19 protein-coding genes are annotated in these 17018 nt (G+C 70.6%); 13 read left to right on the forward strand and 6 right to left on the reverse strand.

From position 1 onward, the window contains the following. Positions 1 to 89 precede the first annotated feature (89 nt). The 6 genes from ACFVXA_RS19515 (at position 90) to ACFVXA_RS19540 (ending at position 4939) form a co-directional block, all read left to right on the forward strand. Positions 90 to 305: a hypothetical protein gene (locus ACFVXA_RS19515; protein WP_383740653.1), complete on the forward strand. Its 216-nt coding sequence runs from the start codon at positions 90 to 92 to the stop codon at positions 303 to 305. A 341-nt stretch (positions 306 to 646) separates the two neighbouring features. Further along, on the forward strand, positions 647 to 1546 hold the full coding sequence (locus ACFVXA_RS19520; RefSeq protein WP_383740650.1) for an ABC transporter ATP-binding protein: 900 nt from the start codon (positions 647 to 649) through the stop codon (positions 1544 to 1546). After that, positions 1543 to 2391 (forward strand): ABC transporter permease, encoded by an 849-nt coding sequence (locus tag ACFVXA_RS19525; RefSeq protein WP_390025782.1) that lies wholly within the window; start codon positions 1543 to 1545, stop codon positions 2389 to 2391. The genes ACFVXA_RS19520 and ACFVXA_RS19525 overlap by 4 nt, the downstream gene beginning before the upstream one ends. Before the next feature lie 13 nt (positions 2392 to 2404). Beyond that, the gene (locus ACFVXA_RS19530) at positions 2405 to 3385 is read left to right on the forward strand and encodes an LLM class flavin-dependent oxidoreductase (RefSeq protein WP_362023283.1); all 981 of its coding nucleotides are present in this window, start codon (positions 2405 to 2407) and stop codon (positions 3383 to 3385) included. Then, a complete protein-coding gene (locus tag ACFVXA_RS19535; protein ID WP_383740645.1) occupies positions 3378 to 4013 on the forward strand; it encodes a flavoprotein in 636 nt (211 codons plus the stop codon). Before ACFVXA_RS19530 ends, ACFVXA_RS19535 begins: the two co-directional genes overlap by 8 nt. Beyond that, entirely contained in the window at positions 4010 to 4939 is a 930-nt protein-coding gene (locus ACFVXA_RS19540; protein WP_383904250.1) for a hypothetical protein, read from the forward strand. Before ACFVXA_RS19535 ends, ACFVXA_RS19540 begins: the two co-directional genes overlap by 4 nt. A gap of 131 nt (positions 4940 to 5070) precedes the next feature. On the opposite strand, the gene ACFVXA_RS19545 is transcribed toward ACFVXA_RS19540, so the two are convergent. From ACFVXA_RS19545 to ACFVXA_RS19555, 3 genes are all read right to left on the reverse strand, one after another. Continuing rightward, entirely contained in the window at positions 5071 to 5493 is a 423-nt protein-coding gene (locus tag ACFVXA_RS19545; protein ID WP_383272317.1) for a transposase, read from the reverse strand. Positions 5494 to 6067: 574 nt separating this feature from the next. Next, complete coding sequence (locus ACFVXA_RS19550) at positions 6068 to 7504, reverse strand: M16 family metallopeptidase (RefSeq protein ID WP_390025784.1); 1437 nt, start codon at positions 7502 to 7504, stop codon at positions 6068 to 6070. Positions 7505 to 7507: 3 nt separating this feature from the next. Then, the gene (locus ACFVXA_RS19555) at positions 7508 to 8821 is read right to left on the reverse strand and encodes a M16 family metallopeptidase (RefSeq protein WP_383904244.1); all 1314 of its coding nucleotides are present in this window, start codon (positions 8819 to 8821) and stop codon (positions 7508 to 7510) included. A gap of 193 nt (positions 8822 to 9014) precedes the next feature. On the opposite strand from ACFVXA_RS19555, the gene lxmK reads away from it, so the two are divergent. The 5 genes from lxmK (at position 9015) to ACFVXA_RS19580 (ending at position 12426) form a co-directional block, all read left to right on the forward strand. Continuing rightward, positions 9015 to 10151, forward strand: a complete 1137-nt coding sequence (lxmK, locus tag ACFVXA_RS19560; RefSeq protein ID WP_362023265.1) for a class V lanthionine synthetase subunit LxmK — start codon at positions 9015 to 9017, stop codon at positions 10149 to 10151. Continuing rightward, positions 10148 to 11128 carry a T3SS effector HopA1 family protein gene (locus ACFVXA_RS19565; protein ID WP_362023262.1) on the forward strand — a complete coding sequence of 327 codons (981 nt, stop codon included), beginning with the start codon at positions 10148 to 10150 and terminating at the stop codon, positions 11126 to 11128. The genes lxmK and ACFVXA_RS19565 overlap by 4 nt, the downstream gene beginning before the upstream one ends. Before the next feature lie 18 nt (positions 11129 to 11146). Continuing rightward, positions 11147 to 11482: a transposase gene (locus tag ACFVXA_RS19570; RefSeq protein WP_362023260.1), complete on the forward strand. Its 336-nt coding sequence runs from the start codon at positions 11147 to 11149 to the stop codon at positions 11480 to 11482. A 270-nt stretch (positions 11483 to 11752) separates the two neighbouring features. After that, on the forward strand, positions 11753 to 11941 hold the full coding sequence (locus ACFVXA_RS19575; protein WP_362023257.1) for an LxmA leader domain family RiPP: 189 nt from the start codon (positions 11753 to 11755) through the stop codon (positions 11939 to 11941). 284 nt (positions 11942 to 12225) lie between these two features. After that, the gene (locus tag ACFVXA_RS19580) at positions 12226 to 12426 is read left to right on the forward strand and encodes an LxmA leader domain family RiPP (protein WP_362023255.1); all 201 of its coding nucleotides are present in this window, start codon (positions 12226 to 12228) and stop codon (positions 12424 to 12426) included. 71 nt (positions 12427 to 12497) lie between these two features. On the opposite strand, the gene ACFVXA_RS19585 is transcribed toward ACFVXA_RS19580, so the two are convergent. The 3 genes from ACFVXA_RS19585 to ACFVXA_RS19595 all read right to left on the reverse strand — a co-directional run bounded on the left by ACFVXA_RS19585 (position 12498) and on the right by ACFVXA_RS19595 (position 13832). Further along, entirely contained in the window at positions 12498 to 12851 is a 354-nt protein-coding gene (locus tag ACFVXA_RS19585) for a transcriptional regulator (RefSeq protein WP_362023252.1), read from the reverse strand. Beyond that, on the reverse strand, positions 12848 to 13309 hold the full coding sequence (locus ACFVXA_RS19590; RefSeq protein WP_362023249.1) for a hypothetical protein: 462 nt from the start codon (positions 13307 to 13309) through the stop codon (positions 12848 to 12850). Before ACFVXA_RS19590 ends, ACFVXA_RS19585 begins: the two co-directional genes overlap by 4 nt. Positions 13310 to 13511: 202 nt before the next feature. Continuing rightward, on the reverse strand, positions 13512 to 13832 hold the full coding sequence (locus ACFVXA_RS19595) for a hypothetical protein (RefSeq protein WP_362023246.1): 321 nt from the start codon (positions 13830 to 13832) through the stop codon (positions 13512 to 13514). A 519-nt stretch (positions 13833 to 14351) separates the two neighbouring features. Between ACFVXA_RS19595 and ACFVXA_RS19600 the strand changes: the two genes are divergently transcribed. Then, positions 14352 to 16160: an ABC transporter ATP-binding protein gene (locus tag ACFVXA_RS19600; protein ID WP_362023244.1), complete on the forward strand. Its 1809-nt coding sequence runs from the start codon at positions 14352 to 14354 to the stop codon at positions 16158 to 16160. A gap of 411 nt (positions 16161 to 16571) precedes the next feature. After that, positions 16572 to 16958, forward strand: coding sequence for an aspartate 1-decarboxylase (gene panD / locus ACFVXA_RS19605; protein ID WP_390025786.1), 387 nt, complete (start codon positions 16572 to 16574; stop codon positions 16956 to 16958). Positions 16959 to 17018: the final 60 nt, after the last annotated feature.

Here is a 17018-nt window from a genome sequence, read left to right on the forward strand (position 1 = left end):
CACCTCGGCAACCCCGGCGCGTACAACGACCTGGTGGCGATCGGTGCGGTGACCGCGTTGGAGGATTCGGATCTGCGGGTCCCGCAGACATGTCGGTGATCGGCTGCGACGACATCTCCCTCGACGACTTGCCCAGTTCGCGCCGACTCACCACGGCTTCCTTGGCCCGGCACGAACTGGGGCGGCAGGCCGCCCAGAAACTGGAGACCCTGATGACCGCCGGCGGCGACACGGAGCCCCTGTACATTCCGATGCAGCTCCGCGTACGCCACACCAGCGCGCCGCCTGCGGGGCTGCCGCGCTGAGGAGCGGGCGGCGGCGGTGCTGCCGCGGCTTCTGTGGGACGCGGTCGGCCTGGTTCCTTTGGCCGTCGGCGACGAGGAGGCCCGTGAACTCACGCGAGGCTATGGCCGGCGCACCCTCTGGCACTTCCGGGAAATCCCTGGGTGCCCTCCCTTGGGTCAGCGGGTCCGGGTTTGGCTGCCAAGAAACCGCGCGGGCCCATTACTTGGGAAACCGGCGGCCGGAAGACGCGTTGTAGCTGGTCAGGGCCTATATGCGGTGGCCAGGGGAGGACACCTCGGGGCTGGGCCAACTTGCCTCGGGAGTGCCGGCGAAGATCGTTCCGTCGTTAGGGTCCAGCGATATGGCCCTTCCCTCAGCAGCGCCGCCGGTGACGGCTGCGGCTTCCGAACCCGTCCCTCCCGCGATCCTCATCCGGGACCTGCGGATGCGCTACGGCGCGCGCGATGTGCTCCACGGAGTGAATCTGGAGGTGCGGCGGGGGGAGGTACTGGCGCTGCTGGGGCCCAACGGGGCCGGTAAGAGCACCACCATCGAGATCCTGGAGGGTTTCCGGCGGCGCTCCGGTGGAGACGTCAGCGTGCTGGGCACCGATCCCGAGCACGCCGACGCAGCCTGGCGGGCACGGCTGGGGATCGTCATGCAGTCCTGGCGCGACCACGCCCGGTGGCGGGTCGGGGAGTTGGTCGAGCACTTCGCGCGGTACTACCCCGACCCGCGCGACGCGGGCGAGCTGCTGGAGACCGTCGGGCTGTCGGAGCAGGCCGGCCAGGAGTGCCAGAAGCTCTCCGGAGGCCAGCGGCGGCGTCTGGACGTCGCGCTGGGCATCATCGGCCGGCCCGAGCTGCTCTTCCTCGACGAACCGACCACCGGGTTCGACCCGGAGGCGCGGCGCGACTTCCACACACTGGTGGAGCGGCTGAGCGCGGTCGAAGGCATGACGGTCCTGCTCACCACCCACGACCTCGCCGAGGCCGAGCGGCTGGCCGACCGCATCGCGGTGCTCGTCGCCGGTCGGCTCGTCGCCGCGGGGTCCATCGACGAACTGGCCGCGCAGATCCAGGCCGACGCCGACGTGCGCTGGTCCGAGGACGGTCGGCGGTGCCGGCAGCACACCAAGGACCCCTCCGCTCTGGTGTGGGACCTCCACACCCGGCTCGGCGGCCCCATCCCTGACCTGGAGGTGCGCCGGCCCACGCTGGAGGACACCTATCTGGGCATGCTCCACCAGGAGGAAGCGTGATCAGCCGACAGTCCCTCGCCGTTGGGCTGCACCGGGGGAGGACAGAACTGCGGCAGACCGCGCGCACCCCGCGCGAGTACCTGGGCCATCTGACCAATCCGGCGATGTTCCTGCTCACCGCGTCGTTCCAGACCGGCACCATCCCCGGCAGCCCGGTGCCTTCCTCGCGCATGGTGATCGCCGGAAGCGTCGCCGCGCTCCTCGCCATGATCGCGATGGTGTGGCTGCCGCAGCAACTGGCCACCGAGCGCGAGGACGGCACGCTGCTGCGCCTGCGCGGCACGCCCGGCGGCATGGCCGCCTACCTCTTGGGCAAGACGGTGATGGTCCTCGCGATCGCCGGCCTGAGCACCGCGCTGCTGCTGGCCGGAGGCGCGCTCACCACCGACTCCGGTTTCCCCCGGAGCGCGGACCAGTGGGGCACCCTGCTGTGGGTGACCACGCTGGGTCTGGTCGCGCTCTCCCTGCTCGGCGCCGCGGTCGGCGCGATGCTGCCCAACCCACGCCAGGCCCTGGCCTGGGTGATGATCCCCATGCTCGGACTCCTCTTCATCTCGGGGATCTTCTTCCCGGTCACGAGCATGCCGCGGTGGCTGCGGATCACCGGCGAGGTCTTCCCCCTGAAGTGGATCGCCCAGGGCATCCGTTCCGCCCTCCTGCCCGACAGCGCGCTGGTGGCAGAGACCGGCCAGAGCTGGCAGCACTGGCAGACCTTCGGCGTGCTCGGAGCGTGGACCCTGCTGGGGCTGCTGCTCGCTCCGCGGCTCCTCCTGAAGTCCTCACGCCGGGAGTCCGGCAGCCGCCTGGCGGCGCGCCGTGAACTTGTCGGCCAACGTTCCTACTGAGAGGGGAGATCCCGTGACCTCCACGCACAACACCAGCATCATGTACCCGATCCAGCCCTCCAGCACCGGGCAGATCCTGCCCTTCGCCCGGCTGTTGCAGCGCCGCGGCGCGGGCCGGCTGTGGCTGGGCCAGTCCCTGCGGCTTGACACCCACCAGCTCTTCGCGGCCCTGGCCGGCATGGGGTACCGCATCCCGATGGGCAGCGGGGTGACCCTCGCGCCGCTGCGCCACCCGTACGACGCCGCCGTGCAGGCGCGTTCGGTGGCCGCGCTCAGCGGCGCCCCCTACGTGGCCGGCATCGGCCCGGCCGCACCGGAGTTCCAGGACTCCCTGCTTCCCGAGCGCTACGCCAAGCCGCTCACCGCGATGCGGGAGTACATGACGTCCATGCGCGAGCTGCTGGACGGCGGACTCGCGCGCCGCGACGGCGCGTACCACTCCATCGACGCCCAGCTCATCGCCCTGGACGCCCCGCCGGTCGAACTCGGCCTGGGCGTGCTGCGCCCGCGGATGGCCACGATGGCCGGGGCGGTCGCCGACGTCGCCGTCACCTGGATGACCCCGGCGCACTACATCGCCGACACTCTCGTGCCAGCCCTGGCCAAGGGCGCCGCGGCGGCGGACCGTGCCGCGCCGCGGGTGGCGACCGTGATCCATGTCGCCGTCGCCCGCCCCGGCCGCGACATCCGCCTGGCGGCCCGCCGCGGCGCCGGCGCCCACCTCAGTGCCGCCCACTACACCGACATGCTGCGCCGCGCCGGCGTCCCCGCCTACGCGCACGACCCGGACGCCGGCGCGGACGCCCTGGTCGACGCAGGGGTGTTCGTCGCCGGAACGCCCGACGAGATCGCCGCCGAACTCCACCGCTACCGGGAGAGCGGCGTCGACGAGGTGGTACTCAACCCGGCAGGCGTCATGCACATCGAGGGTCTGGGCGCCGTCATGACCGACCTCCAGGACATCCTCGCCGCCCTGGACCGCCTCCATGGCTGAGAACGCGCCCCCGCCCGAAGGACCGGCACCGGACTTCGGCGCCCGCAGGGTGCTCTTCGCGGGCACCGGCTCCCTCGGGGTGATGTTCATGCCGATGTGGCTCAACTGGCTGCGGACCGCGTACCCGGACATCGAAGTACGCACCATGCTCACCCGGTCCGCACAACGGTTCGTCACGCGTGACGCACTGACCGCGTTCGCGGGCGGAACGGTCCTGCAGGACGTCTGGCCGGACGAGCCGGAAGAAGGCGCCACCCACGTCGAGCTCGCGCAGTGGCCTGACGCGATAGTCGTCCATCCGGCGACCTACAACTTCGTCAGCCGGCTGGCCCTGGGCGCCGCCGACACCCCCCTGCTGCTGGCCCTGCAGTGCACCCGGGCACCCATCGCCATCGCTCCCGCGCTGCCTCCGGGCGGCGCGGAGTCGTACGGCTACCGCCGGCACGTCGCGGCACTGGCGGAGCGCCCCAACGTGACCGTGGTGCCCCCGCAGCCGGGCTACAGCGTGACGACCGGCCGCCCGGGCGCCACCGTGGCCACGCCGCTGCCCGCTGTCATCCCCGCCCTGGAGCAGCTCAGGGCCCGTCTGGCGGCCGCCCCTTCACCTGGAGAGGAGGAGGGACGATGACGCAGCCGACCGCGTCCGCCGTGCAGGAGTTCGCCACCGGTTTCCTGCGCACCGCCATCCACCCCCACGGCCCGGGATACGTGTGGATCCGCCGCCCGGGCGACGACCGCCCCGTCCCGCTGAGCGCGCCCAGCGCGCCGGTGCGCGCCGCGCTCACCGCGCTGCGCCCGGCCGGTCTGCGGCTCGCGCTCCCGGAGGCGGTCGGCGACGCCCTGCACTACCGGGTGCCAGGCCCGGTCCCGGTGGCGAAACTCTGCGTGGGCCGCGCCCTGGGTCTTCCTCCCGGGCTGGTGGCCGGAGCCGTGTCCGGGACGGGCGCGGCGCTGCGCCTGCTGCACACCACGGTTCCGGCGTCCCTGGCCGTCTCCGGGCCGCCGGGCCCTGCCCGGCTGGCGTCCTGGATGCACGAGGGCAACGGGCCGCGAGCCGCGTCGGCCTTCCACACCATCGTCCGCCGCCAACTCGGCACCGCCCGGTGGAACCTGGTGCGGGAGTGGTGCCACGCCCTGGCCACCGACCTGAGCGGCGGGGTCTTCCTGCACGGTGCGCCCAGCCTGGGCTCGGTCGTCGTGGGGGACGCGCCGGATGGCGGCTGCCTGCTGTCCGGTGAGGATGTGGCCCGCGGTCCCGCCGACTTCGATTTCGGCTGGCTGCTGGGGGAGTTCGTCGAATGGCGGATGACGCTGCAGCGCCGGACGCCGGGTCTGGACCTGGACCCGGACGACTTCCACACCGCTCTGGACGCCCTGGCCCGCGGCTATGGTGCGCCGGCCGATCCGGTGGTGGCCGGGCGGGTCGCGGTGCTGCGGGTGTTCACCCATGCCCATGACTTCGCCGCGTACATGGGGTGGCATCCCGAACTGCTCGAATACACCGTGAAGATCGCCGAGCTGATCGACGACGAGGGCGCCCAGGCCCTGCTCTGACCGCGGCGCGGCCCGGCGTCCGTACGACGATTGTGCCCCCCGGTGGCGACCGCCACCGGGGGGCACAGGTCATCCGCGGGCCGGACCGGCCTCACCCGTGTCGGGGCGGGCCGGCCGGGCGGGGATGTGGTTCATCTTCCAGCGCGTGTAGGTGCGCCGAGGGATTCCCAGGATCTGGCAGTACCTCGAGACGTTGATCCTGGCGTCCTCCCTGATGGCCTCGAGGTCTGAAAAGGGACCGTGCGGTACTCACCCGATTTACGCCGTACGCGCAGCTGGACGTAGGCTTCCCCGAGTGCGGTCTTCAGTTCCGTGATCTCGGAAAGGAGTTCGCGTTCCCGCTGGGCATTGCGGGACATTCCTCCTTCGAGGCCGGTGCGTCCGCCGTCGAGAAACTGTCGTTTCCAGTTTCCGATCGACTGCTCAGAGACGCTTGCGCGGCGGGCGGCCTCGGCGATCGTCCGGGATCCGGACAACACCTCGAGGACGATCTTCAGTTTTTCCGCAGCTGGCATTACCGGAGGGCGTGACATCGCCTCTCGTCTCCAATTCATAACGCGCGGGGCGCTGTTGAGTGCGCGTCCCGCGGTAGATCTGGCGGGGTGTCAGGCGGAGCGGCGGTCATTCCGTTCCGTCGGCCTGTCCCCGCGTGAGCTGCAGCGCCTGTGCGTCAAGGTCCAGGCCGACGGCCTGAAGACCCGACTCAAACAGGGCTGTGGCAGTTCACGAAGATGTGTGGGAATCCGAATGCCTGCGACGGACGGTGTCCGTGCGGGCGCATGCCGATCTGACTTCTTGTTGCTCCATTTGTTTCCCCCTAGGAAAGACGGGTCAGGTCTTTCTTGTGAACTCGCATCTGTTCTGCCGGTTTGCGGCAGTGGTGAGGCGTCGCGACCGGGCTGTGAAAGATTGTCCGCAGCCCCGTGAATGCCTTGCGATATGAAGATCATATCCCTGGCTCATCGCGCAGGGCAACAAACTTGGGCCGTATTTGAGGTTGCGCAATGCGGACATATTGGACCGTAGCGCATGTGATGTCCTGTCCCCGTTTCCGTCGTGGACCGGTGGCTGGAAACGGCCGGCCACCGGAGCCGGGCGTTCACCGGCATGCCGCCCGGCCGCAACCGGTCACGCCTTTGCCGCACCGTCCGCGACCTCGGCGTCCGCGATCTCGACCCCGCCGATCGCGCGCAGCCCGGAAGCCAGACGGTCCGCGTTTCCGACGATGACGCCGCTGAACGCGTCGGGATCGAAGAACTCCCGGGCCACCTGGGCGACCTGGTCGCGGGTGACGCCCCGCAGCAGGTCGGGGAAGGCCGTCACCCGCTCCGGCTCGTGCCCCAGGCACACCGCGGTGGCCACACTGCTGGCGAAACCGGCCTGGGACGCCAGGGTGAGCATCGTCATACCGACGGTGTACTCGCGCGCCGCGTCCACCTCCGCCGCCGACGGCGCCACGGTCGCCAGGCGCCCCAGCTCGGCCCGGATCTCCTGGTAGGCCGTCGCCGTCGCCTGCGTGGCGGTGTCGGCGTCGGCGGTGAGCATGAGGCGGTCCAAGTGGTCCTCGAACCCCGCCTCCGCACGGTAGGCCAGCCCCTTGTCCTCCCGGATGTTGGTCACCAGCCGGGAGGAGAAATACCCCCCGAACACCAACGTGGCCAGACTCAAGGCCGGAAAGCGGTCATCGGTGCGTGCCACCGCCGGTCGCACGAGCTTGATCTGCGACTGCACCGCGTCGGCCCGTGGCACCAAGGCGACGCGCCCGGCGCGCAGCGGTGGCAGCGGCAAGGGCGCCGGCGACGGCCCGCCCGCGCCCCAGGAGCTGGTGGCCGAGGCCACCGACTCCACCGCCCCCTCCGGATCGAGATCCCCCACCAGCACCAGCACCGTGCCCCGCGGGCGCAGCCGCTCGTGGTGCAGGGCCCGCACCGCCGCGCCGGTGACCGCGGCGACCGGTGCGGGAAAGGGCACTTCCTGCAGCGCGGCCAGTTCGCCGTAGCAGTGCGCCACCAGGGCCTCCTGCGCGACCACCTGCGGCTGCGCGCGGATCAACGCGATCTGCCGCACCATCCGCTCGCGGACCGGCCCGATCTCCGCCTCGTCCGCGCTCCCCTCGGTGACCGCGTCGGCCAGCGCGCCCAGCAGGGTGTCGAGCGCGTGGCCGGGAGCGGACCCCGACACCTGCAGCCACTGCGAGGAGCGATGGGCGGCCAGCGTGACGCCGTGCCGGGCCATTTCGGCGTCCCGGCCCGCCACCTTGCCGCGCCCGCGCCGGAACAGGACGGTTGCCAGGACTTCGGCTGTGGCCGCGTGCGCGAAGGTGGCGCCGGCGAAGGGCACCGACATCCGCAGTTCGACCATCGGGGTGGAGGGCTGCCGGGCCGCGATCACCCGCAGGCCGCCGGGCAGCACGGTGTCGGCCATCGCTGGCAGGCGGTGGCCGCGGCGGGCCTCCAGCGGCGGCAGCGCGCGCGCTCCGACCGCGGTGCGGCCGATCTCCGCGGCGCTGCGATGGGCACGGGCGGGCTCCCCGGCGGGGGAGGGGACCAACGAGGTGACGGTCACGAGTCAGCTTCCTGACGGGATCGGGTGGAGGGACGGTGACGCGGCGGGGTGCAGGCTCAGCACGGCGCGCGCGTCCGGCCGCAGGGAGGCGGCGGCCTGCGCCAGGTCCCGCGCGCTCACGCGGGCGAGCCGGCCGGGCAGTTCACCGACGAGCTCGGCCTTGCCGAAGAGCACCTCCTGCGCCCCCAGGGCGCGGGTACGAGCCAGCAGCATGTCGTACTTGCGGTGCATTCCGACGCTGCTGAGGGCCGTGGCCCGCGCCAGCTCCTCCTCGGTGGGGCCCTGCGTCGCCAGCGCCGCGAGCTCCTGGTCCAGCACCTCCAGCAAGTGGTCCGTCGCGGTCTCCCGCGGATGCGTCGCCACGCACAGGAACGTCTCGGGATCCCGGGCCTCCAGCGCGCCGAACAGCCCGCAGCCGGTGCTCACATCGGTCACCAGGGGCGAGGGGCCGTGGATCATCCGCCGCCGGAGCCTCGACGACTCGCCCGCACCGGTGAGCACCACGCACAGCACCATGTGCGCCAGATAGGCGTCCAGGTCGCTGTTCGGATCCGGCATGCGGTAGCCGACCGCGGTGGCCGGCATCGGCGCGTGCGGGTCGGCGTGGTCGCCCCGCAGTTCGCGCTCGGGTGCCCGCTCGCTCAGGTCGACCGGAACCGGCGGGCGCCGTACCGGGACGTCGTGGAAGTGCCGGTGGACCAGCTCGGCCGCCCGGCCCGGGTCGATGTCGCCCGCGACGGTCAACACCGCGTTGCCCGGCGCGTAGTAGCGGTCGAAGAACGCGGCGCATTCCTCGACCGTCGCCTGTTCCAGGTCGGTGAAATCGCCGTAGCCGTTGTGTGCGTTGGGATAGGTCCTGAAGAGCAGTCCGGGCAGCACGGTCCAGGGAAAGCCGCCGTAGGGTTTGTTCATGACGTTGAGGCGGATCTCCTCCTTGACCACGTTCACCTGGGTCCGCAGATGGTCCTCCGTCAGTTTCGGGGCACGCATCCGGTCGGCTTCCAGGAAGAGAACGCGCTCCAGTGCGGCGGACGGAACCACCTGGTAGAAATCCGTGTAGTCCTGGTGCGTCGATCCATTGGCGGTACCACCGGCCGCCTGCACATGACCGAAGTGCTCGGTCCTGGCCACGCTCTCGCTGCCCTGAAACATCAGATGCTCGAAGAGATGGGCGAAGCCGGAACGGCCCCGGGGCTCGGACCGGAAACCGACGTCGTAATGCACGCTGACGCCCACCGCCGGAACGCCGGATATCGAGTAGAGGACGACCCGCAGGCCGTTGGGCAGCGTGAAACGGTGCAGGTTCTCAGGGGGCATGCCCGGTACCTTAGGGGACCGCGGCGACGCCAAGAAGGCCGCAGATAACCGGTTACTTTGGTCCGGAAAGCCGCGCCCGCACCGCTGCTGACGGCGCGTCTCCCCGGCGCCCCGGTCCGCCCCCACCCAAGAATGACGCGATAGTGAGCCATCTGTTGTCGGCGCCCGCGGACGCTTCCTACGCTCCGTGATCGTGATTACAGATCAAGAATCGAAGTCCCTCCCGACCCGCGTCCGCTTCGATCCGGTCCACCTGGACAAGGCTCCCGAAGTGGATGCGTTTCTCGGCCGGCTCGGACTGGGTTTCTTCGACGCGGACACCGTCGTCGCCCACATCGGCCGCAACGACAACTGGGCCGGCACCACCACCACGGGCGCCAAGGTCTTCGTCAAGCGAGTCGGCGGCGGCGACCCGGCGGACGTCCTGCGGCGCTACCACCGCATCCTGGCCTTCGAAACGATCGCGTCACGCCTGAGCGGCAGCGAACTGCGGGGTCCTGAACTCCTCGGCTCCGACGAGGAACACCGTCTGGTGGCCTTCACACGCCTGGAGGACGCCCAGTCGGGTTTCGAGCTCTCGACCGACGATGCCTTCGACGACGCCCTGTGCCGCCGCGCCGGCCGCATCCTCGGCATCCTGCACACGCTGCCGCTCGAACCCGGCACCTTGGACGACGACCCCCACCCGTCCCCGTCGATGGACCACTTCGACGCTCTGTCGCTGCCCGTCTTCATCCACTCGGCCTTCGCCGAGATCGAATCGTGGTCCCTGCTCCAGGCGGACGCCGAGCTGGCCGCCGCCCTGCACGAGCTGCGCCGCCGCGAAACCGCCGCGCCCCAGGTGCCCACGCACGGCGACATCCGCCTCGACCAGTACCTCCTGGCCGCCGACGACCTCTACCTGAGCGACTGGGAGGAACTGCGCTCCGGCGACGCCGCCCGCGACATCGGTGGATTCGCCGGCGAGTGGCTCTACCGGGTGATCCAGGGCATCCCGAAGTCCATCAGCGAGGACCCCGGCCACACCTTCGGCCGCGAAGCGACGCACGAGGACATCCTCGCCCACGGCGCGCGCGAGATCGACCGCCTGCGCCCCCGCATCGAAGCCTTCTGGGCCGGGTACCGCGAGACGCGCCCCACCCTGGACGACGGCTTCACCACCCGTGTCGCCGCCTTCACCGGCTGGCACATGATCGACCGCATGCTCGCCGGCGCCAAGTTCGGCACCCGGCTGTCGGCCGGCGACCGCGCGGCCGCCGGCATCGGACGGACCGTCCTGCTGGCCCCGCAGAACTTCACCTCCGTACTCGGTCTGGAAGGCACCTCATGATGACCGCCCTGGGCCTCATCGCCCCTGAGATCTCGACAGCACTGGCCAGGACCGAGGTCGCCGCAGGCGGCCTGACCGCCGCCGTCGGCGAGAAGGAACTGGACGCCAAGACCCCCGGCGCCCTCGCCAAGCAGCTCGGTGACCTCTTCTACCAGGACCTGCACGCCGGGATGGAGGATCAGGACGACACCGCCCGGCAGCGCAGCCTGCGCGACGACGCGTTCGACCAGCAGCTCTTCGCCGCGATGCCGCACCGCACGAGCCTCGTCCCGGCCACCGTGGTCGGCGACGGCTCCCGGCCGGACACCGTGATCGTCCAACTCGACGGCCTGCGCGTCCAGGTCGCGCGCGACAGCATCACCGACCACCGGCCGGACGCCGCTTCCGCGCAGGTCACCCTGCGCATCCCCGCACAACGCCCCTCCCTGTCGACCGGGTTCTTCCTGACCGACGGCTCCCGCGGACGCGTCGGCGGCTCCCCGATGCTGCGCCTGTACTTCCACCTGACCCATGCCGAGGCGGCACCCAAGGCCTGGGGCACGGTGCTGTCTCAACTGGAGGCGCTGGGGCTGCGTTACCGGGCCAAGGTCACCTCGTCGCTGAAGCACTTCCCGCGCCGTGACGCGCTGGTGGTGTACCTCGGCTCTGACGCCTGGCACGCGGCCGCCGACATCGCCGCGTCCGTCCGGGGCCTGCCTGGACTCGGCGACGCCACCTCGCCGTTCGTCCGCCGGATCGCCGACGGAGTGGGCGCAGCCTGGGAGCCGGACGACCCGCGTTCGGGCAAGGGCAGACTCAGCTTCGGGGAACATCGCTGCCAGGTACTGGCCGAGGCACTGGTGAGACATGCCGTGCGAGCCGACGGCGGTTCCCGTGAGGCCCTCATCGCCGAGGCGTACCTCAACGCCGGCGTGGACCCGCTCATGCCCGCCCGGAATCTGGACTCTCCCGTACTGCCGGGAATCGGCCTGGCATGACCACGGGTCGGTGAGCCGATGAACCACACCCCGCACCCTGTCCCGCCGGCACTGACGGCCGAGGACAAGGCCGGCATCGTCCTGAGCGTGCTGTCCGGCCGCGAGACCGTCGCGGAAGCCGCCGGGCGGCACGCCCACCTCTCCGAACGGTCCCTGCTGGACTGGCGTGAGGCGTTCATCGAAGGCGGGCTGCGCGAACTCCAGGGGAGCGCGGCCCACCGGCCGCCGCCGCGCGAAAGGCTGCTCGAGGCCGAGGCGGCCGAGCTGAAGAGCGCACTGGGCGAGGTCTGCCTCGAACTGAACGTATGGCAGGCCCTCAGGACCTACCCGCGGCGCCATCCGGAGCCCGGATGACCGCCGTCCGCACCCCGTTCCGAAAACCCCCACTCCGCGGTGGGGGTTTTCGCGTTCCCGGGGTGCTTTTTCCCCGGACGGGTCGTCCTCAATTTTGAAGGGGCGGAAGTGTGAGCCAATTCCTGTGGATCGGGCGAGAATTTCGCAGGTCGCGTGGGTCCTGGCAAAGTCTCCGATAATTTTCTCGTAGCGCGGACGACGGAATGTGCGGTCGAATGGGTGCAGAGCGGGAAAGTCCCCGCTCCACATCTCACTCATCGAAGGAACGTCATGAACACCGCAGACCAGCTCCTGACCGGCTACACCGCCTACACCAACGCTCAGGAGTTCGGCGCCAGCGCGGAGGCCCAGGCCCCGGCGACGACGCCCACCGTCACCGTTTCCTCCCCCGAGTGCGTCTACTTCTCCCTCGGTGCGTCCGCCGGCAGCATCGCCAGCACCAAGGCGTGGGGCTGCTGACCCAGCATCACTGATTGACCAAGTGGGTGTCCGCCGTAACAGGCGGACACCCACTTCTGCGTTATGCGGAACAGGGTGCTTGCCACCGGGGAGGCGCGGCCCCAACTTTCCCGCCGCGATATGTGCGCAACGAGGTTGGGTTCCGCTGCGAAAAGCGCAGGTCACGGAGCCGGCATTGCCAAATATGCATAAGATTTCCATGGTCGCGCCACCGGGAATGTGGTCGAATGGATCTCGGGCAGGAAAGATCCGGCCCATCTCGTTGGATTCAGTGAAGGAATTTCATGAACACCGCAGACCAGCTCCTCGCCGGCTACACCGCTTACACCAACGCCGAGGAGTTCGGCGCCAGCGCCTCGGCCGACGCCCCCGCCACCACCCCGAGCATCCTCAGCTTCATCGGTGGCTCCAGCGGCGGCTGCGGCGCGGCTGTCAGCGCCATCTCCGGTGCCGGCGTCTCCGCCACGGCGCACTGGGGCTGCTGAACCATCTGCCTGCTCGCAGGCAGTGTTCCACCGCTGGGCGCCTGTGCCCCTTCAGGCGCCCAGCGGCATTTCTATGTCCGCTCCCCGTCGGCACCACCGGCGCCCGATGCCTCGGCTCCGGCCCGGCGGGCGGCTCCGGCCAGCGCCTCCAGGGCGGCCAGGTGCGCGGCGAGCGCCTTGCGGCCGGTCAGGGTGAGAGCGACCCAGGTGCGGGGCCGCTTGCCGAAGTAGCCCTTGCGGACACTCACGTAGCCGGCCTTCTCCAGCGCGGCGACCGTCTTGCTCAGTACGGAATCGGTGACCCCGCAGTAATCCCGCACCGTGCTGAACTCGGCCTCGGCGCAACTGGAGAGGAACGCGGCCACCGTCAGCCGGGTGGGGTGGTGGATCTCCTTGTCCAGGCCGGGCGGGCCCGCGTCGGTCACGACGCCTCCCGGGCACCGGCGCGCCCGCGGCCGGCCTGCAGCCAGGACACCGCGCCGGCCACCACGCCGAATCCGGCGAACGCTCCGGCCGTACCGAAGAGGAGGGCCCCCACCAGGCCCGCGGCGAAGGGGATCAAGGGCAGGACCCACCCGGTCCCGCGCTCGCGCCGGGCGAACCACGGCGCGACTCCGGAGGCGTGCTGCACCCTCCAGGTCACCACGAGGAAGGTGCCCGCGCAGAGCAGTGCGGCCGCGAGGATCCAGCCCTCCCACCGGGGCCATACCCGCGCCAGGCCGAAGCCGCTCATGGCCGCGGCGAGCAGCAGGCCGTGGGCGGCGGGATACCAGGCCGGCACCGACCGCGCCGACTGCCGTGCCGCGTTCTCGGCGGCCCGCGCGGCGCGCAGCGCCGCGGCGGCGGACTCGGCGCTGGGCCGCATCGCTCCTGAGGTGTTCATGGGTTCTCCGGCTTCCGTACGACGGGGTGCGCTTACTCATGCCAGACTGGCATCTACTTTCCAATCTGGCAAGTAATTTCCGTCTCGGCGTGTCCGGGCGTACGAGAGCCCCGCCGGGAACGGATCCCGGCGGGGCTCTCGTCAGCGCAAGTGGGCAGGTGAACGCCGACCCTGAGCACGCGTCACCTACGACAGGCGGACGTCACGCCTGCTGGGCGAGCTTCGCTTCCCGCGCCAGCTCGGTGGCGGCCACCAGGCTCAGCCCCGGCAGTTCCTGGCGCAGGGCCCGTATCGCCGCCACCTCGTGGGCTACGGGGTCCACGCCGTCGCGCTCCAGGATCGCCCGGGCCCACCGCACCCGCGGCTCCCCGCCCCGCTCGGCCAGCTCGTCCAGGATCCGCGCGGCCCGCCGCAGCCCGGGAGCCTCGTCGGCGGGAGCGTCCGACAGGGCCTGGCGCATCGCGTCCCGCGCGTCACCGAGATCGCTGAGCGCAATCAGGTGCACTTCCTTCTTGTTGAACATTCCCGTTCCTTCTCTCTCGCCGGCCGTCCGCGATCGCCGCCCGGAGAAATGCCGGACGGATGAACTCCCGGCCACGCTACAGGCTGCCCCGGGTGCCCCCTCCGCCGCGCAGAAGAATCCCTTCTTCGGCACCAACTTTGCGGCGCCGCCACCTGAGCCAAAGTATTGGAGGGCCAACGCAGCACGGCAGTTGGCCCCGGCGGGCCAAGGATAGGAGTTACTTTGCCGCGCAAGCGTGTGGTGGACTGACTCAGGCTCGAGCGCGGACGGTGGAAGCGGGTCCTCGTCATGGCACCGCAGAGGAATCGTGCATCACGAGAACGGCCTCCGGTCGCATACAGCGCCGTCCTGGGAGGACGGTGCCCTACTCGCGGTCGCCGCCATTGCCGGTATCTCGGCCATGGCAGTGAAAGCGCGCCTCCCGCTGACTCTGGTTCTCCGTCATATGTCCGGGACGGCGAACTCCAGGACACCGCACCGCTGAACACGATCCCTTTTCACACGAGGTGGAACAAGCGCATGTCAGTCGCCCGCGACAAAACCGCCCCCGGCCTGAGACTGGGCGCCGACCTCATCAGCGGCGCCCGCCTCCCATTGGCCGTCGCAGCACTGCTGGCGCTGATATCCGCTGCCGCGACACTGGTCGTGCCTCTGATGGTCAGAGACCTCGTCGGAGCCCTTTCCGGCACCGGCGGGCTCGTCCGGCCGGTCACGTTGATGACCGCCGTCGCTCTCGCCGGCGCCCTCGCCGCCACCGTCTCGGGCTACCTGCTCGCCCGGGTCGGCGAGAAGATGATCCTCCGCCTGCGCTCCCGCGTCATGGAGCACACCATGCGCCTTCCGCTGCGCGAAGTGCGTACGCAGGGCCCCGGCAACCTCGTTGCACGCGTCACCTCCGACGCCATGATGCTCCGCTCCGTCATCGACGTCGGGGCGATCCAACTGCCGCTGTCCGTCATCACCGTGATCGCCACCCTGATCGTCATGAGCATCCTGGACTGGGTCCTCGTGCTGATCACCGTGGGGTCCTTCGCGCTGGCGGGCGCCGTCATCGGCCTGGTCATCGTCCGGGTGCGCCGCAGCATCAACGCTCAGCAGACCGCGCTCGGCGAACTCGCCCAGCGTTTCACCGCCACGCTCGCGTCCCTGCCCACGATCAAGGCTTACCGCGCGGAGGCCCGCACCACCCAGGGCCTGGCCCAGGACGCCTCCGACCTGACCGACTCCACGCTCCACAGTGCCCGCCTGCAGTCCCTCATCGGCCCGGTGATGGGCCTGGGGCAGCAGATCGCCCTGGTCAGCATCATCCTCGGCGGCGGTGCCCGCATGGCCTCCGGCGACCTGACCATGCCGGACTTCATCGCCTTCCTCCTCTTCCTGCTCCAACTCGTCGCCCCGGTCGCCGTCGTCGCCTCCAGCATCAGCCAACTCCAGGCCGGCCTCGCCGCACGCTCACGCTTCGACGACCTGCTCTCCCTGCCGCAGGAGGCCGCCGGCACGGCCACCACCAGCCCGGTCCCCGTTCAGGGCGCCCCCGGCGTCGAGTTCGCCGACGTGGCCTTCGCCTACGACGGCGAACCCATCCTGGAAGACCTGACCTTCTCCGCCCCTCGACGCGGTCTCACCGCCCTCGTCGGGCACTCCGGCGCCGGCAAGTCCACCGTCCTGACCCTGGTCGAGCGCTTCATGCACGCCGACCGGGGCACGATCCGCGTCCTGGGCCACGACGTGGACGGCTGGCCGCTGGACGACCTGCGACGCCGGGTCGCCTACGTCGACCAGACCTTCACCCTGCTCGAAGGCACCGTCCGCGACAACCTGCTGCTCGGCAGCGACACCCTCCTCGGCGACGACGCCCTGCTGGAGGCCCTCGATGCCGTGGCCCTGCGCGACGAGATCCTGCGGCTCCCGAACGGCCTCGACACCGTCCTCGGCCGCGCCGCCGACCTCTCCGGCGGCCAGCGCCAGCGCCTCGCCCTGGCCCGCGCCCTCCTCACCGACGCCGACGTGGTCCTGCTGGACGAACCGACGTCGCAACTGGACAGCATCAACGAGCAGCGGCTGCGTGATCTGGTCACCCGACTCGCCCAGGACCGAGCCGTTGTGGTCGTCGCCCACCGGCTCTCCACCGTCCAGCACGCCGACCACGTACTCGTCATGGAGTCCGGCCGTGCTCTGGACGCCGGAACGCACCCGGAACTGCTCGCACGCTGCCCGCAGTACCAGGACCTGGTCCGCAACCAGCAGTGGCCGGCGGAAGCGCACACCGTCCCGCAGGGCGTCCCCGCCAGCCAGTTGCCAGGGGCCGCCGAACTTCTGCCACGGTGAGGGGCGCAAGGCGGGAACCGTTTCTGCTGCCCCTTTTGCCGCGGCGTCGGCGACGACGGCCATGGTGGCGTCGGTACCAGTGTTCGCTCCCTCGCTCGCTTTTAGGTGCCCCCGGGAAGTGACTAGCCCTATGCCTCCTCATGTTCCTGATGTGTCGTCAGGTGAGTCGGCATTTGATCAGCATCAGTCCTCGCCCATTCCGTAACGGGTGTTGGATCAGGTACTTGGCCGGCAACGTCACAACAGCCCGCTTCGCGCGGAAGCCCAGGCAGGGAGCCTGCTCGTCAGAGAGCCTGTTCGTCAGAGAGCGATGTTCCTCACAATCATCGACTCCGAGGCGTGCCAGTGTAGGGTGAAGAACGCCCTTGACCTGCAGAAAGCGGGCAGGGAGCCGTCCTTCAGGAGTCCAAAGTGCTGCGAACTCTGTTCAAGTCCAAGATCCACCGCGCCACCGTCACCATCGACGCGGATCTGCTCGACGCCGCCGATCTGCTGCCCGGTGAGCTCGTGCACATCGTCGACGTCACCAACGGCGCCCGCCTGGAGACGTACGTCATCGAGGGCGAGCGCGGCTCCGGGGTAGTCGGCATCAACGGAGCGGCCGCCCATCTCGTGCATCCCGGAGATCTGGTGATCATCATCAGTTACGCTCAGGTCTCCGACGCCGAGGCGCGGGCGCTGCGGCCGCGGGTCGTGCACGTCGACCACGAGAATCGGATCGTGGCCCTCGGCACCGACCCGTCCGAGCCGGTGCCGGGCTCGGACCAGGAGCGCAGCCCGCAGGCGGTCACCGTCTGAACCCCAGGTCGGGCACCGGCTGAGCAAGCAGTGGACCCGAGGACCCGAAGCCCCGAGGAG

The organism is Streptomyces sp. NPDC058246 (assembly GCF_042881985.1).
Taxonomy (GTDB): domain Bacteria; phylum Actinomycetota; class Actinomycetes; order Streptomycetales; family Streptomycetaceae; genus Streptomyces.

Bases quoted from the DNA above. Each gene is read 5' to 3' on its own strand.
- ACFVXA_RS19515 (WP_383740653.1), top strand. From the start codon at position 90: ATGTCGGTGATCGGCTGCGACGACATCTCCCTCGACGACTTGCCCAGT.
- ACFVXA_RS19520 (WP_383740650.1), top strand. From the start codon at position 647: ATGGCCCTTCCCTCAGCAGCGCCGCCGGTGACGGCTGCGGCTTCCGAA.
- ACFVXA_RS19535 (WP_383740645.1), top strand. From the start codon at position 3,378: ATGGCTGAGAACGCGCCCCCGCCCGAAGGACCGGCACCGGACTTCGGC.
- ACFVXA_RS19540 (WP_383904250.1), top strand. From the start codon at position 4,010: ATGACGCAGCCGACCGCGTCCGCCGTGCAGGAGTTCGCCACCGGTTTC.
- ACFVXA_RS19545 (WP_383272317.1), bottom strand. From the start codon at position 5,493: ATGAATTGGAGACGAGAGGCGATGTCACGCCCTCCGGTAATGCCAGCT.
- ACFVXA_RS19555 (WP_383904244.1), bottom strand. From the start codon at position 8,821: ATGCCCCCTGAGAACCTGCACCGTTTCACGCTGCCCAACGGCCTGCGG.
- ACFVXA_RS19565 (WP_362023262.1), top strand. From the start codon at position 10,148: ATGATGACCGCCCTGGGCCTCATCGCCCCTGAGATCTCGACAGCACTG.
- ACFVXA_RS19570 (WP_362023260.1), top strand. From the start codon at position 11,147: ATGAACCACACCCCGCACCCTGTCCCGCCGGCACTGACGGCCGAGGAC.
- ACFVXA_RS19575 (WP_362023257.1), top strand. From the start codon at position 11,753: ATGAACACCGCAGACCAGCTCCTGACCGGCTACACCGCCTACACCAAC.
- ACFVXA_RS19580 (WP_362023255.1), top strand. From the start codon at position 12,226: ATGAACACCGCAGACCAGCTCCTCGCCGGCTACACCGCTTACACCAAC.
- ACFVXA_RS19590 (WP_362023249.1), bottom strand. From the start codon at position 13,309: ATGAACACCTCAGGAGCGATGCGGCCCAGCGCCGAGTCCGCCGCCGCG.
- ACFVXA_RS19595 (WP_362023246.1), bottom strand. From the start codon at position 13,832: ATGTTCAACAAGAAGGAAGTGCACCTGATTGCGCTCAGCGATCTCGGT.
- ACFVXA_RS19600 (WP_362023244.1), top strand. From the start codon at position 14,352: ATGTCAGTCGCCCGCGACAAAACCGCCCCCGGCCTGAGACTGGGCGCC.